General features: G+C 64.9%; 8 protein-coding genes and 1 pseudogene. 4 read left to right on the top strand and 5 right to left on the bottom strand.

Translation table 11 applies throughout. The annotated features are described in order from the left end of the window. Positions 1-30: 30 nt before the first annotated feature. From C380_RS09560 to C380_RS09550, 3 genes are all read right to left on the bottom strand, one after another. Entirely contained in the window at positions 31-1,830 is a 1,800-nt protein-coding gene (locus tag C380_RS09560; protein WP_015013647.1) for a methyl-accepting chemotaxis protein, read from the bottom strand. A 563-nt stretch (positions 1,831-2,393) separates the two neighbouring features. Next, positions 2,394-4,202 carry a methyl-accepting chemotaxis protein gene (locus tag C380_RS09555; protein WP_015013646.1) on the bottom strand — a complete coding sequence of 603 codons (1,809 nt, stop codon included), beginning with the start codon at positions 4,200-4,202 and terminating at the stop codon, positions 2,394-2,396. Positions 4,203-4,257: 55 nt separating this feature from the next. Beyond that, positions 4,258-4,791 carry a chemotaxis protein CheW gene (locus C380_RS09550; protein ID WP_015013645.1) on the bottom strand — a complete coding sequence of 178 codons (534 nt, stop codon included), beginning with the start codon at positions 4,789-4,791 and terminating at the stop codon, positions 4,258-4,260. A gap of 266 nt (positions 4,792-5,057) precedes the next feature. Between C380_RS09550 and C380_RS09545 the strand changes: the two genes are divergently transcribed. After that, complete coding sequence (locus C380_RS09545; protein ID WP_015013644.1) at positions 5,058-5,867, top strand: triacylglycerol lipase; 810 nt, start codon at positions 5,058-5,060, stop codon at positions 5,865-5,867. A gap of 192 nt (positions 5,868-6,059) precedes the next feature. Here C380_RS09545 and C380_RS09540 read toward each other — a convergent pair whose 3' ends face one another. After that, entirely contained in the window at positions 6,060-7,904 is a 1,845-nt protein-coding gene (locus tag C380_RS09540; protein WP_015013643.1) for a methyl-accepting chemotaxis protein, read from the bottom strand. Positions 7,905-8,124: 220 nt separating this feature from the next. Continuing rightward, complete coding sequence (gene ppa, locus C380_RS09535) at positions 8,125-8,661, bottom strand: inorganic diphosphatase (protein ID WP_015013642.1); 537 nt, start codon at positions 8,659-8,661, stop codon at positions 8,125-8,127. A 256-nt stretch (positions 8,662-8,917) separates the two neighbouring features. Between ppa and C380_RS09530 the strand changes: the two genes are divergently transcribed. The 3 genes and pseudogenes from C380_RS09530 to C380_RS09515 all read left to right on the top strand — a co-directional run bounded on the left by C380_RS09530 (position 8,918) and on the right by C380_RS09515 (position 14,884). Then, on the top strand, positions 8,918-10,999 hold the full coding sequence (locus C380_RS09530; protein WP_015013641.1) for a sodium-translocating pyrophosphatase: 2,082 nt from the start codon (positions 8,918-8,920) through the stop codon (positions 10,997-10,999). Between the two features lie 97 nt (positions 11,000-11,096). Beyond that, positions 11,097-13,475 (top strand): DUF1631 family protein, encoded by a 2,379-nt coding sequence (locus C380_RS09525; RefSeq protein WP_015013640.1) that lies wholly within the window; start codon positions 11,097-11,099, stop codon positions 13,473-13,475. 186 nt (positions 13,476-13,661) lie between these two features. Beyond that, positions 13,662-14,884 (top strand): annotated as a pseudogene (locus tag C380_RS09515) (IS3 family transposase). Positions 14,885-14,967: the final 83 nt, after the last annotated feature.

Genomic DNA, 14,967 nt, shown 5'->3' with positions numbered 1-14,967 from the left:
CTTACAACCGGCCCCTCTGCCTGCGCCACATCAAAAGCTCTCCCAATCGTCCTCCGCACCTGCGGCAACAGGCTGGGCCAACTTGGGCGGCGCACTGGCCGATTTGGCTGCGGAAGGCGCTGCTGCAGCAGCGGACGCTTTTTTGCCAGCAGGTGCGGGCGTGGCCGTGGACCGCAGGGTAGAAGTCTCCCTGACGGGCGCGCCTGTCGATGCAGGCTTGCCTGCAGGTGCAGCGGGCACGGGGCGCTGCGCCCCGGTGGCTCCGCCGCCCGGCTGCGCTGCACGCGCCTGGTCGGCTGTGAGCTTGAACACGGCCACCGCCCCCACCAAGGCCTGCGCCTGATGGCTCAGACTGCTGGCGGCCGCCGCCATTTCCTCCACCAGAGCGGCGTTCTGCTGGGTGACCTGGTCCATCTGCGTCACGGCCTCACCCACCTGCGACACGCCGGTGCTCTGCTCGCTGCTGGCGGCGCTGATCTCGCCCATGATGTCCGTCACGCGGCGAATGGCGCCCACCACCTCGGTCATGGTGGTGCCAGCCTTGTCCACCAGCTGCGAGCCCTGCTCCACACGCTCCACGCTGGCTGTGATGAGCGACTTGATCTCCTTGGCCGCCTCGGCGCTGCGCTGGGCCAGGTTGCGCACCTCGCCCGCCACCACGGCAAAGCCCCGGCCCTGCTCGCCCGCGCGGGCGGCCTCCACCGCCGCGTTCAGCGCGAGGATGTTGGTCTGAAAGGCGATGTCATCGATGACCGAGATGATGTCAGCGATCTTCTTGCTGCTGTCGTTGATGCCCTTCATGGTGGTCACCACCTCGGCCACCACATCACCGCCCTGCCCCGCCACGGTGGATGCGCTCATCGCCAACTGGTTGGCCTGGCGCGCGTTATCGGCGTTCTGCTTGACGGTGGAACTCAGCTCCTCCATCGACGCAGCGGTCTCCTGGAGTGCACTGGCCTGCTGCTCGGTACGGATCGACAGGTCGTTGTTGCCCGAGGCGATTTCGGCACTGGCAGACGCCACCCCCTGGGCGTTGCTGCGCACGCCCGACACTACATGCGCCAGGTTGTTACGCATGGTGGTCAGGCCGCTGAGCAAATGGGCGATCTCGTCCTTGCCCCGGGCGTGGATCGCCACGGTCAGGTCGCCCTGGGCCACCGCGTCGGTGATCTGCACCGCATCGCCCAGCGCGCGCGAAATCTGCCGGATCATGGCGCCGCCCATCAGCACCGCCAGCGCGATGCCCGCCACCACCGCCGTGACTGCCAGCGCACGAATGGTCTGGTAGCTGGCAGCCGCGCTGTCGTACTCGGCCTTGGCACGGTCCAGCTGCACCTGCATCAGCTGGCCCAGCACCGCCTGCAACGGGTCGATGGCGGGGTACATCTCCTTGGCAGCAAACGCGGTCAGCGCCGCCACATCGCCCGATTTGAAGTGCCCCGCCAGCACGTCGGTCGCCGCATCGGCCTTGGCCTGCAGCGGCTTGAAGCGCTCGACCAGTTGCGTTTCCTCCGGCACCAGCTGCGTGGCGAGGTAGGCCTTCCAGTTGGTATCGATGGCCTTGCGCGCGTCGGCCACGGACTGCAGGCCTTGCGCAGGGGTCAGCGCGCCGTCGCGCACCTTGTGGGCTGTGTCCACCACGTTGACGGCATACATGTCCGCCACCACCTTGATCTGCTTGAGTGGCACCACCCGGTCGTCGTAGACCGACTTGAGCCCGGCATTGGAATTGCCCATGCCATACAGCCCCGCCACGCCCACCAGCAGCACCAGCAGACACAGGGCCGCAAGCAAACCCGCCAGGCGGGTGGAAATCTTGAACTGGTTCATGACAACACTCCTGAGGGAAACTATGCACACGGCTGAGCCCCGCTGGCTGCGCGCCAGCGGTGGGAAAAGAGCACAGAGCAAGTGGCAACAGCAGCCAGAGCGGCCCGGGGCGGCGGCCTTGGTGGTGCCAGAGTGGGCATTGCAACCCCTTGCACCCAAGCCCGGCGGGCCGCGTCAGCGGCCGGGGGCTGGTGCGTGCGCAAGCGTGTGCGCACAGCGCTGAAACCACGGTCCATTGCGGAACTCCTGGGGAGAACGGCGCAAAAAGAAATGCCCACCCATGCAAAGACCGCGCGCCGTGGCGGTCAGGCCCAGCATAGCGCTTTCCGTTACGTTTGCGTACGAGTCGCATCGTTGGGGCTGGGACGACGGCCCCGGTTGGCAACCAGCCAACTTCACCAGCCGCTGATGCCACTCGCACATCCATCAAGTAACAAAGCACGCAGAAGGTATGCCCCCTGCGTGCTTTTTGCTTCTTTTTTGATTGCTATCAGCGCATGTTCCACCTGCGCTTGCAGCCGTTTTGACCTGAACTCTGCATCCAGGGGCCTGTCTGGCCCTCGTCAGAAGCTCTCCCAGTCGTCGTCGTTGCCCCCGGCCTTGGCCGGTGCCGGGCTGGGCGCTGCCGGTTTGGGGGCTGCGGCGCTGGCTGCTGGGGCCGCTGGTGCTGCGTTGCCAGTCTTGGGCGCTGCCAGGCTGGCGGCGGGTTTGCTGCTGCTCTTGGCGCTGCTGCCCAGGCTGCTGCGGGCCGGGGCTTTGTAGCTGGGCGCTGCCATGGGGGCGCGAGCAGGGGCTGCGCTGGTGCGCGCCGGGCTGTGGCTTGATGTGCTGTTGGCGTCGAGCTTGAACACGGCCACGGCGTTGACCAGTTCGCCGGCCTGGGCGTTCAGTGCGCTGGCAGCTGCGGCCATTTCTTCCACCAGGGCGGCGTTTTGCTGGGTGGCCTGGTCCATCTGGGTGACGGCTTCTCCCACCTGGCCGACTCCTGCGCTTTGTTCGCTGCTGGCGGCGCTGATCTCTCCCATGATGTCGGTCACGCGGCGGATGGCGCTGACGACTTCGGTCATGGTGGCTCCGGCTTTGTCCACCAAGGCGGTGCCTTGTTCCACGCGTTCCACGCTGGCGGTGATGAGGGCTTTGATTTCTTTGGCGGCTTCTGCGCTGCGTCCTGCGAGGTTGCGTACTTCTCCGGCCACCACGGCAAAGCCCCGGCCTTGTTCGCCGGCGCGGGCGGCTTCGACGGCTGCATTGAGCGCCAGGATGTTGGTCTGGAAGGCGATGCCGTCGATGACGCTGATGATGTCTGCAATCTTGTTGCTGCTGGCGTTGATGCCTTTCATGGTCTCGACGACTTCGGCCACCACGTCTCCGCCTTGCACGGCCACGGTGCTGGCGCTGACGGCCAGTTGGTTGGCGGCGCGTGCGTTGTCGGCGTTCTGGCGCACGGTGGAGCCCAGTTCTTCCATGGAGGCTGCTGTTTCTTCCAGCGCGCTGGCCTGCTGCTCTGTGCGCGCGCTCAGGTCGTTGTTGCCGGAGGCTATCTGCGCGCTGGCTGAGGCCACGCCTTCGGCATTCTGGCGCACCGTGCTGACGGTGTTGACCAGGCTTTGCTGCATGCGTTGCAGGGCGCTGAGCAGGTGGCCGGTTTCGTCCTTGGACTGCACGACGATCTGGCCGCTCAGGTCGCCACCGGCCACGCGGTCGGCCGCCTCCACCGCCTGCGCCAGGGGGCGGGTGATGGAGCGGATGATGGTGATGGCCAGAAAGATCGCGATGCCGATAGCGAGTGCGGCCGCAATCAGCACATCGCGCTGCAGGGCGCCTGCTTGCGACTCTGCACGCTGCCCTGCTGCGACGGTGAACTGTGCCTGCAGTTCCACCTGTTCCTTGATACTGGCCTGGTAGGCAAGTTGTACAGGGCGGAGCTGTTCTTCCAGCAGTTTGATGGCTTCGTCTTTTTGCCCTTGGTTGATCAGTGCAAGGTATTGGTCACCCACCTTCAGAAACTCCGTCCGACGCTCTTGCATGCGCGCCATGGCCTCTTTGCCCTTGTCGGAGATGATCAGGCGGTCCAGATCTTTGTAGGCCTCAATCACCCGCGATCTGGCTTCACCGATCTGGTCTTGGGAGGCCTTCAGAATTGCCGCGTTCGAAAAAATCACCAAATTGCGAAATTGGGTCGCCTGCACGTTCACACCGTCCGCCAACGTACCCAGCGCCTTGGTGATGGGTATGCGCACACCCACCACGTCGGTCAGTTCGGCACGCTGGCTGGCAGATCGCACCAAACTCACAGCCCCTAAAGCAACCAGCAAGAGGACCATGACGCCAAAAGCTATCGCGAGCCGGGTGGAAATCTTGAACTGATTCATCCTTCTTCTCCTCGGGTTGATCGTTGTGCGTGTTCTGCCTGTGGCTACCTTAGCTCTATGCAGCCTTTGTCACCAGTCCTATTTCGTCACTGCTCAGCAGGGCCTCAATGTCCATCACGATCAGCATGCGTTCGCCCAGGCTGGCAATGCCGGTAACAAAGGCGGGGTCCACATGGCCCTGCCGCTCGAACTGGGGCGTGGGTTTGATGAGGTCGGGGGTGAGCGAGACCACATCGGCCACCGCGTCCACCACTGCCCCCACCACGGTGGAGCCGATGTCCAGAATGATGACGACGGTGAAGTCGTTGTAGCTGGCTTCGGGGCACTGCAGCTTCACGCGCAGGTCCAGGATGGGGACGATGCGGCCGCGCAGGTCGATCACTCCCTTGATGAAGTCAGGCGAATGCGCCAAGCGCGTGGGCCGTTCGTACGAGCGGATTTCCTGCACCCGCAGGATGTCGATGCCATATTCTTCCGCGCCCAGGCGAAAGGTCAGGAATTCACGCACGGCGGCCGCCGCGCTGGACGCGGGCCCCAACGTTGCAGAGTGGGCGTTGGCAGGGACGGCAGAGTCGACAAAAGCGGTCATGGCACGGGGCTTTCAGGCGGAGGGGGCTGCGAGGGGCGCCAGAACGCGAAATGCGCAAAAGCCATTCAAAGCATAGCAGTCATAGGTTTCATTTCGTGACATTTTTTGACAATCCCCCACGCCAATGCAAGGGGACTGAGGCCGCTAACGACGGTGCAATTGGAGAGCTTGCTCCATTTCGCGCCCCGCCCTGGTGCGCAAAAACTGCTACCGTCGCACCAACCGTGTGCCTTGCCTGGCACGCGCCGTTTTGGAACGACGAATCGATGCCCCTCTTCTCCGACCGCAAATCCGCCGCCCCCGACCACATGCCACCGCCGAGCCTGCCGCTGCTGGCCCTGGAGCTGCGCGCTCCGTGGGAGTTTGGCGCCGTGCTGCCTGCCTGGCCTGTGCTGCAGCGCGCCCCGCTGGGGGATGGGCACACGGTCATCGTGTTCCCGGGCCTCACGGCGGGTGACACCACCACCCTGCCCCTGCGCCGCTACCTCGAATCGCGCAACTACAACACGCTGGGCTGGGGCCAGGGCCTGAACCTGGGGCCCCGCGAAGGCGTGCTGGAGAACGCCAAGGCCCAGTTGCAGCAAGCGGCGGATGCCAGCGGCAACAAGGTCAGCCTGGTGGGCTGGAGCCTGGGCGGCATCTACGCCCGCGAGCTAGCCAAGGAAATGCCCGACCTGGTGCGCTGCGTGGTGACCCTGGGCACGCCCTTTGCCGGGCCCCACACCTCTACCAACGCATGGCGCATCTACCAGTTCGCCAGCGGCCGCAGCATCGAGCGCGAAACCGAGAACTACAACCTGCCCGAGGCGCCCCCAGTGCCCACCACCAGCATCTACTCACGCACCGACGGCGTGGTGGCCTGGCGCGGCAGCATCCAGGCGCCCGCCGACCACAACCCGCACACCGAGAACATCGAAGTGGTGGCCAGCCACTTTGGCATCGGCCTGAACCCAAGCGCCTGGTGGGCTGTGGCAGACCGCCTGGGCCAGCCGCACGGCCCGGGCGTGGTGTGGCAACCCTTCCAGCGTCCGCAGTTGCCAGGGCTGCATCTGGTGTATCCCAACCCGCACCGCTGACGGGGCTACGGACCGGCCCCCTGCCGGACCTGAAGGGGCGGCGCATTCCCAAGTGCCACGTAAAAAAGCACGCAGAAGGTATGCCCCCTGCGTGCTTTTTGCTTCTTTTTTGATTGCTATCAGCGCATGTTCCACCTGCGCTTGCAGCCGTTTTGACCTGAACTCTGCATCCAGGGGCCTGTCTGGCCCTCGTCAGAAGCTCTCCCAGTCGTCGTCGTTGCCCCCGGCCTTGGCCGGTGCCGGGCTGGGCGCTGCCGGTTTGGGGGCTGCGGCGCTGGCTGCTGGGGCCGCTGGTGCTGCGTTGCCAGTCTTGGGCGCTGCCAGGCTGGCGGCGGGTTTGCTGCTGCTCTTGGCGCTGCTGCCCAGGCTGCTGCGGGCCGGGGCTTTGTAGCTGGGCGCTGCCATGGGGGCGCGAGCAGGGGCTGCGCTGGTGCGCGCCGGGCTGTGGCTTGATGTGCTGTTGGCGTCGAGCTTGAACACGGCCACGGCGTTGACCAGTTCGCCGGCCTGGGCGTTCAGTGCGCTGGCAGCTGCGGCCATTTCTTCCACCAGGGCGGCGTTTTGCTGGGTGGCCTGGTCCATCTGGGTGACGGCTTCTCCCACCTGGCCGACTCCTGCGCTTTGTTCGCTGCTGGCGGCGCTGATCTCTCCCATGATGTCGGTCACGCGGCGGATGGCGCTGACGACTTCGGTCATGGTGGCTCCGGCTTTGTCCACCAAGGCGGTGCCTTGTTCCACGCGTTCCACGCTGGCGGTGATGAGGGCTTTGATTTCTTTGGCGGCTTCTGCGCTGCGTCCTGCGAGGTTGCGTACTTCTCCGGCCACCACGGCAAAGCCCCGGCCTTGTTCGCCGGCGCGGGCGGCTTCGACGGCTGCATTGAGCGCCAGGATGTTGGTCTGGAAGGCGATGCCGTCGATGACGCTGATGATGTCTGCAATCTTGTTGCTGCTGGCGTTGATGCCTTTCATGGTCTCGACGACTTCGGCCACCACGTCTCCGCCTTGCACGGCCACGGTGCTGGCGCTGACGGCCAGTTGGTTGGCGGCGCGTGCGTTGTCGGCGTTCTGGCGCACGGTGGAGCCCAGTTCTTCCATGGAGGCTGCTGTTTCTTCCAGCGCGCTGGCCTGCTGCTCTGTGCGCGCGCTCAGGTCGTTGTTGCCGGAGGCTATCTGCGCGCTGGCTGAGGCCACGCCTTCAGCATTGCTGCGCACGCCGGACACCACCCGCGCCAGGTTGGCGCGCATGTCGCCCAGTGCGTTGAGCAGCTGGCCCATTTCATCCTTGCCGCCCGAAGGCACTTCGGTCGCCAGGTCGCCATCTGCAATGGCGCGGGCAGCCTGCACCGCATGGTGGGCCGGACGGGTCACGGCGCGGGTGATGGCCACGCCCAGCACGGCGGCCAATGCCACACACAGCGCAAGCGTGCCCAGCACCCAGGCGCGCGCCACATTGAACACCGTCTTCGCTTCCTCGTTGGCTTGCAAGGCGGCGTCCGCATTGATCTTTTGCAGCTCGCCCAGCGTCTCGGCAGTGGCCACAAAAGCTGACTCCGACTCGCCCGAATACAGCATGCTCAAGGCGTCAGCGGTCAGCTCCATGGTCTCGGCGGTGCTGAAGTCCACGCCCTTTGCAATGTCTGCCAGCTTGCCCTGCAGGGCCACATAGGCCGCCTTGCGGGTCTTGTAGGCGTTGAATACCTCACGTTCCTTGGGCATGTCGATGAGCGGCTCGTAGACCGCCTCGACGCGGCTGAGGTCCTTGTGGCGCGCGGCGACTTGCTCGGCAAACGCCTTGACCTCGGCCGCGCTGCGCGCGCCGACCATGCCCGCCTCTGCGCGGCGCATGCGGTTGAGCAGCACGCGCAGCTCGCCCGTTTGCGTGACGCTGGGCAGCAGGTTGGTGGCGATCTCCTCGGCGTTGGCGTGGATGCGGGACATTTGCACCAGCGCAATGGCGCCGAGCAAGGCGGTCAGCAACACCACCGCCAGGAAACCCGCCGCTAGCTTGACGCCAATGCGCAGATCAGAAATTTTCATGAATCACCTCAAAGTACCTCGAAACACCGGAACAGCCGCAGCTATGTAACAAAATGCAGTCTATCAGCGCGCCCAGCCGCACATGGCGCGGCTTTTCCCTACCCTGGCAGGGTGCCGCCCACAAAAAAACACGCCACCCGAGAGGGATGGCGTGCTTTTATTTTGATAGCATCTGGCGCATATCACACCAGCGCTACGGGCAGAAATCGCCCAAAGGCTATCAGGCTTGCGACTTCTTGTAGTTGTCGATGCCGTCGGTGATTTCCTTCTTGGCAGCGTCGATGCCTTCCCAGCCCAGCACCTTGACCCACTTGCCCTTTTCCAGGTCCTTGTAGTGCTCGAAGAAGTGGGCGATGGCGTTGCGGCGCATGGCGTTCACGTCATCGATGGTCTTCCAGTGGTCGTACATGGGCAGGATCTTGGAGGTGGGCACGGCAATCACCTTGCCATCCACACCAGCCTCGTCTTCCATCATCAGGATGCCCAGGGGGCGGCAGGGCACGACCACGCCGGGGAACAGCGGGTAAGGCGTGATCACCAGCACATCCACCGGGTCGCCGTCGCCCGACAGCGTCTGCGGCACGTACCCGTAGTTGGTGGGGTAGTGCATGGCGGTGGTCATGAAACGGTCCACAAAAATGGCGCCCGATTCCTTGTCCACTTCGTACTTGATCGGGTCGGCGTTCATCGGGATTTCGATGACGACGTTGAAGCTGTCAGGAACGTTCTTGCCTGGGGGGACGTTGTTGAGGGACATGTCTTTGGATAGTGGTTTGTTGACGATAACCCGCGAGGCCTTCGGCACTGATGCAGCGCAACGAAGCGTCGGGATTAACCCTGATTTTAGGCGCACGCCCCTTTCTGCCCGCTTGCAAACCGGCGTTTGCCTGTAAATTGGGTCTGTTGGCCAATCGGCTCCTGCGCGAAACGCATGGGTAGCACGAGGAAGCAACGCAGCGGGGAAACCACCGATGCGTTGGTCCCCCTCCGTGCAACACACCAAGGAGAATTGAATGGCTGCAAGCTCAGCACTGACATCCCCTCTCATCCTGGCCCTCGTTTGCGGGCTCATCGCGGTGGCCTACGGCATCTGGGCCCGGGGCTGGATTCTTTCCAAAGACCCGGGCAACGCCCGCATGCAGGAGATTGCCGCCGCCATCCAGGCGGGCGCCGCCGCCTACCTCGCCCGCCAGTACAAGACCATTGCCCTCGTGGGCGTGGTGCTGGCCGTGCTGATCGGCGTGTTTCTGGACGGCACCACGGCCGTGGGCTTTGTGGTGGGCGCCGTGCTATCGGGCGCCTGCGGTTTCATCGGCATGAACGTGTCGGTGCGCGCCAACGTGCGCACTGCGCAGGCTGCCACCCATGGCATCGGCCCGGCGCTGGATGTGGCGTTTCGCGGCGGCGCCATCACCGGCATGCTGGTGGTGGGCTTGGGGCTGCTGGGTGTCACGGGCTTTTACTGGTTCCTGGCGGGCAACGGCAACCACACGCCCACGGCGCACCTGGCCACCTTGCTCAACCCATTGATCGGCTTTGCATTCGGCTCGTCGCTGATCTCGATCTTTGCGCGCCTGGGCGGCGGCATCTTCACCAAGGGCGCCGACGTGGGCGCCGACCTGGTGGGCAAGGTGGAGGCCGGCATCCCCGAGGACGACCCGCGCAACCCGGCCGTGATTGCCGACAACGTGGGCGACAACGTGGGCGACTGCGCGGGCATGGCGGCCGACCTGTTCGAGACCTATGCCGTGACGCTGATCGCCACCATGGTGCTGGGCGCCCTGATGGTAGCCACGGCCCAGGTCAATGCCGTGGTCTACCCGCTGGCGCTGGGCGCAGTGTCCATCGTGGCGTCCATCATCGGCTGCTTTTTTGTGAAGGCCTCGCCCGGCATGAAGAACGTGATGCCCGCGCTGTACAAGGGGCTGGCGATTGCGGGCGTGCTGTCACTCATTGCCTTCTACTTCGTCACGCTGTGGATCATGCCGGACAACGCCGTCACGGCCACGGGCTCGCAGCTGCGGCTGTTTGGCGCTTGCGCTACCGGCCTGGTGCTGACGGCCGCACTGGTCTGGATCACCGAGTTTTACACCGGTACGCAATACGCGCCCGTGCGGCACATCGCCCAGGCATCCACCACCGGCCACGGCACCAACATCATTGCGGGCCTGGGCGTGTCGATGCGCTCCACGGCCTGGCCCGTGGTGTTTGTGTGCACCGCCATCATCGTGGCCTACGGCCTGGCCGGCCTGTATGGCATTGCGGTGGCGGCTACGTCCATGCTGAGCATGGCGGGCATTGTGGTGGCGCTGGATGCGTATGGCCCCATCACCGACAACGCGGGCGGCATTGCCGAAATGGCCGAGCTGCCCAGCAGCGTGCGCGACATCACCGACCCGCTGGACGCCGTGGGCAACACCACCAAGGCCGTGACCAAAGGCTACGCCATCGGCTCCGCCGGCCTGGCCGCACTGGTGCTGTTTGCCGACTACACCCACAAGCTGGAAACCTATGGCCGGGCGGTGAGCTTCGACCTGTCAGACCCGATGGTCATCGTCGGCCTGTTCATCGGCGGGCTGATTCCGTACCTGTTCGGCGCCATGGCCATGGAAGCGGTGGGCCGCGCCGCAGGCGCCGTGGTGGTGGAGGTACGCCGCCAGTTCAGCACCATCAAGGGGATCATGGACGGCACGGGCAAGCCCGAGTACGGCAAGGCCGTGGACATGCTGACCACCGCCGCCATCAAGGAAATGGTGATCCCCAGCCTGCTGCCCGTGGTGGTTCCAATTGGCGTGGGCCTGCTGCTGGGCCCGAAGGCGCTGGGCGGCCTGCTGATGGGGACCATCGTCACCGGGCTGTTTGTGGCCATCAGCATGTGCACCGGCGGCGGCGCCTGGGACAACGCCAAGAAGTACATCGAAGACGGCCACCACGGCGGCAAGGGCTCCGAGGCGCACAAGGCCGCCGTGACCGGTGACACCGTGGGCGACCCCTACAAGGACACGGCCGGCCCGGCCATCAACCCGCTGATCAAGATCATCAACATCGTGGCACTGCTCATCGTGCCGCTGGTGGTCAAGTTCCACGGCGGGTAAAACCGCCCCACCATCGTCAAAAAGGGGCCTCTGGCCCCTTTTTGACGCGTAACATCGCATCCACTGCAGCAGCCACTGGTATCGCGTTCCACTGAAGATGGCCTTGACACACACCACCCCGTCCGCCACGGCCTCGACCGGCAGCCTCGTTGCCCCCCAGCAGCGCATCGTCCAGATCGCGCTGACCCAGGCCCGGCCTGTGGTGGAACGCGTGATCGAGACCACGCGCATGTCTCTGCAAGCGCGCCTGGACAGTGCCCGCACCCCCGGCGAGCACCATGCGATGCAGGAGGCACGGCAGCAACTGGTGCGGCTGGCATCGGTGATGGCAGATCGCTATCCCGACGCACTGCGCAAGGCGCTGGACCAGGACACGGCACAGGGCGACGACAAGCCCACACGGTCCCTGTTCACCGTGCACTTTGACGACCTCGAACTGATGGACGAGGCGCAGATCAACGACAGCGTGGAGCGCGCACGTGCCCGTCAGGTACTGATCGCTGCAGTGGAAGGTCCGCTGGCGGACCTGGACGCGTTGGTGTGCGCGGCCCAGGGGCTGTCCCGGGTGCAGCCGGAGCACAACCCGCTGCGCCCCGACGTGTTCTTGCAGGCTCTGCAGTCCGTGGTGTCGCAAATGCAGGTCACACCCCAGGTGCGCCACGACTGGGTAGGGCTGATGGCACAGGCATTGGGCGCCGAGCTGCGCAGCCTGTACCTGGCGCAAATCGACCAGCTCAAGCAAAGTGGTGTGAAGCCTGTGGGCTATGCCATGCGGCAGGCCACGGGTGAAGTGGTCTATGTGGCGCCGGCCGACGCCGGGGCGTCCCCCGGTTTTGCAGCCGACAACGACTTGTACGTGTCGTCCACCAGCGCGGGCGACCCGTTGCTGACGCTGGACCGCCTGCGCCGCCTGCTGCTGGGCGAGTTCAATGACGCACCCGCCCCTGCGGACATGCACGCCAGCGGCGACAACCCCCAGGAATCTTTCGCAGCCCGGTTTGACCGGGAGTTTGAACACCCGTCACAAGGTTTGCCGCAGATCGACCCACCGGCCACGGATTTCGCGATGACGGTGCCCGCGGCGTTTGAGGCGCTGCAAGAGATGAACCAGGTCGGCCAGATGATGGAGCGCCTGGGTACGCCACGCGCGCCAGCCGGCAACGATGCAGACGGCAGCCCTGCTGCCGCGCAGCGGGCGCAGGCGCAGGGCCTGGGCCAGGCCTTGAGCATGGAGGTGGTGGCGCTGATGGTGGACAACATCGCGCGCGACACCCGGCTGCTGTGGCCGGTGCAACAGTTCATCCGCGCGCTGGAGCCGGCGCTGATGCAGCTGGCCCTGTCCGACCCGCGCTTCTTCAGCCACAAGGAGCACGCCGCACGTCGCCTGCTGCAAGACATCACCGACCGCAGCCAGGCCTTCAACAGCCCCGAAGCACCGGGTTTCCAGAGCTTCATGCGGTCGCTCATGCACATTGCGGGGCCGCTGGCCACCGCCACCATCGACAGTGCCGACGACTTTGAGCAGGTGCTGCAGCAGCTGCACGGCAAATGGGCAGAGAAAGACCAGGCGCTCAAGCAGGAGCGCCAGCGCGCGATCGAAGCCCTGCAGCACGCCGAGCAGCGCCACCTGCTGGCCGCACAGATATCCCGCGAGCTGTGGTTGTTGCCCGGCATGGGCAAGGTGCCCGATGCGATCTCCCGCTTTCTGCTGGGCCCCTGGGCCCAGGTCATGGCCGAGGCCCGGCTCTCAGCCAAACCCGGCACCACAGACCCGGGCCGCTATCAGGAGCTGGTGGATGCGCTGATCTGGAGCGTGCAACCCGAGCTGACGCGCGCCAACACCGGCCAGCTCGCCCGCCTGCTGCCCAAACTGCTGCCCAAATTGCGCGAGGGCCTGGCATCCATCGACTACCCTGCCGACCGCACAGAGGCTGTCTTCGAGTTGCTGATGCAGCTGCACCAGCAGGCCTTTACCCCCGGGCCCAGGGTCGCGGCTCCCGCCACTGCCGCACCGGCCGCTGCAGCACCGACAGAGACACCCGCCGCAGAGCCAGCACAACCCGCCCCTCTCGACGACGACGATCCCTGGGTGGCACCCTCCGAGGCGCGGGAGTCCGGCTACATCGATATCTCGCAATCCCCCGAGAGCGAAGGCGCAGACTCTGCACCCGAGGCAACACCCAGCAACGCTGCGCCCCTGCAGCTGCCCGCGTCCACCATCACCGTGGGCACATGGGTCAACCTGCAGGTGGCGGGCCAGTGGGAGCGCACGCAGCTCTCCTGGATCGGCTCGCACGGCAACCTGTTCCTGTTCACCAGCGCCTCGGGCCGCACCCAATCGATGACCCTGCGGCTGCTGGACCGGTTGCTGCAACAAGGCGCCCTGCAGGTTCTGGCCGAGCAGACTGTGGTGGACAACGCCCTGAACGCCGTGGCCCAGACCGCCATGCAAAACAGCGTGGAAAGCCGGCACTGAACGCCGCTTGCACAACAGGAGTGGTCAAACACCGCAGACGGTGATAACCTGTTTTCATTACTCCAAGGCTTTGCAGAATTCAGGGGAATTTGTCAGGGCCTTAGCCCGCTTTGGCGGGCTTTTTTCATGGATTTGACCCGTCCTGCCTGGCGTTGACACGAGGACCTTTCAAAAAGGGTATGTGTCATGGAATCAAGTGTCAAACGCACGCAGCGCGACTACACACTGGCCTTTAAGTTGGCGGTGGTGGAGCAGGTGGAAAAAGGCGAGCTCACGTACAAACAGGCGCAGCAGCACTACGGCATCCAGGGTCGCTCGACGGTTCTGGTCTGGCTGCGCAAGCACGGTCGCCTGGGCTGGAGTCCTGCGGCATCATCTGCATCATGCCGCTAGACAAGACCAAAGGACCGCACGCCCGAGCAGCAGATCAAGGCGCTGCAGGTGCAGCTCGCACAGGCGCAGGAGAAGGCCAGGCTATTCGAAGCCGTCATCGACGTGCTGCGCAAGGACTATGGGGTGCGCATCGTAAAAAAGCCTTTGGGCAAGTCCTCGCGCAAAACCTCATCGCAGGGTTGAGCGTGAAGAGGGCTTGCCAGCATATGGGCCACAGCCGTCAGGCGTATTACCAGGGTAGGCGCCGCGAGGCCGATCGCTTGGCGAATGCGCAGACGGTGGTGGAGTTGGTGCGCGAGCAGCGCATGCGCCAACCACGCATAGGCACGCGCAAGCTGCACCACTTATTGCAGGAGCCGCTACAGCGCCGAGGCATCGACTTGGGCCGCGATGCAATGTTCGACGTCCTGCGCAATGCCAGGCTGCTGGTGGCACCCCGGCGGGCGTATCACAAGACAACAGACAGTCACCACCGCTTCAGGCACCATCCGAACCTTCTCAAGGTAGGGCCGCAACAGATCCACGCCAGCGGCAGCGAGCAGGTCTGGGTGGCTGACATCACCTACTTGCCCACACACGGCAAGTTCGTCTATCTGAGCCTGGTCACGGATGCGTATTCCAGGAAGATCGTCGGCTGGCACGTGCATGAGAGCCTGCAGACCGAAGAGGTGGCGCAGGCCATGAAGATGGCGCTCTCGGGGCGACAGAGCAGCCGACAGTTGGTGCACCACTCCGACAGGGGTATCCAGTACTGCGCGACGTACTACCAGGCCCTGCACAAGCGCCACGGCGTGATCTGCTCGATGACGGACGGCTACGACTGCTACCAGAACGCGCTGGCCGAGCGGGTCAATGGCATCTTGAAGAGTGAGTTCTTGCTGCAGCGCCCCGCCGATCTGGGGCAGGCCAGACGCATGGTCGAGCAGTCAGTCGACATCTATAACTGCGAGCGACCGCATCTGTCGCTGAAAATGCAAACGCCCGATGCAGTGCATCGGGCGTCATTGGCCGGATAGTCCGGCTGGAGTTTTTAACCGTCCTGGGTGTCAACGCTATTCAGGACGGGTCATTTCCGCTTTGGCGGGCTTTTTCTGTGCAT

Source organism: Acidovorax sp. KKS102, assembly GCF_000302535.1.
Lineage (GTDB): Bacteria > Pseudomonadota > Gammaproteobacteria > Burkholderiales > Burkholderiaceae_C > Acidovorax.
The sequence above is the reverse complement of the archived record's forward strand: the minus strand, read 5'-3'. Positions and strand labels throughout refer to the sequence as shown.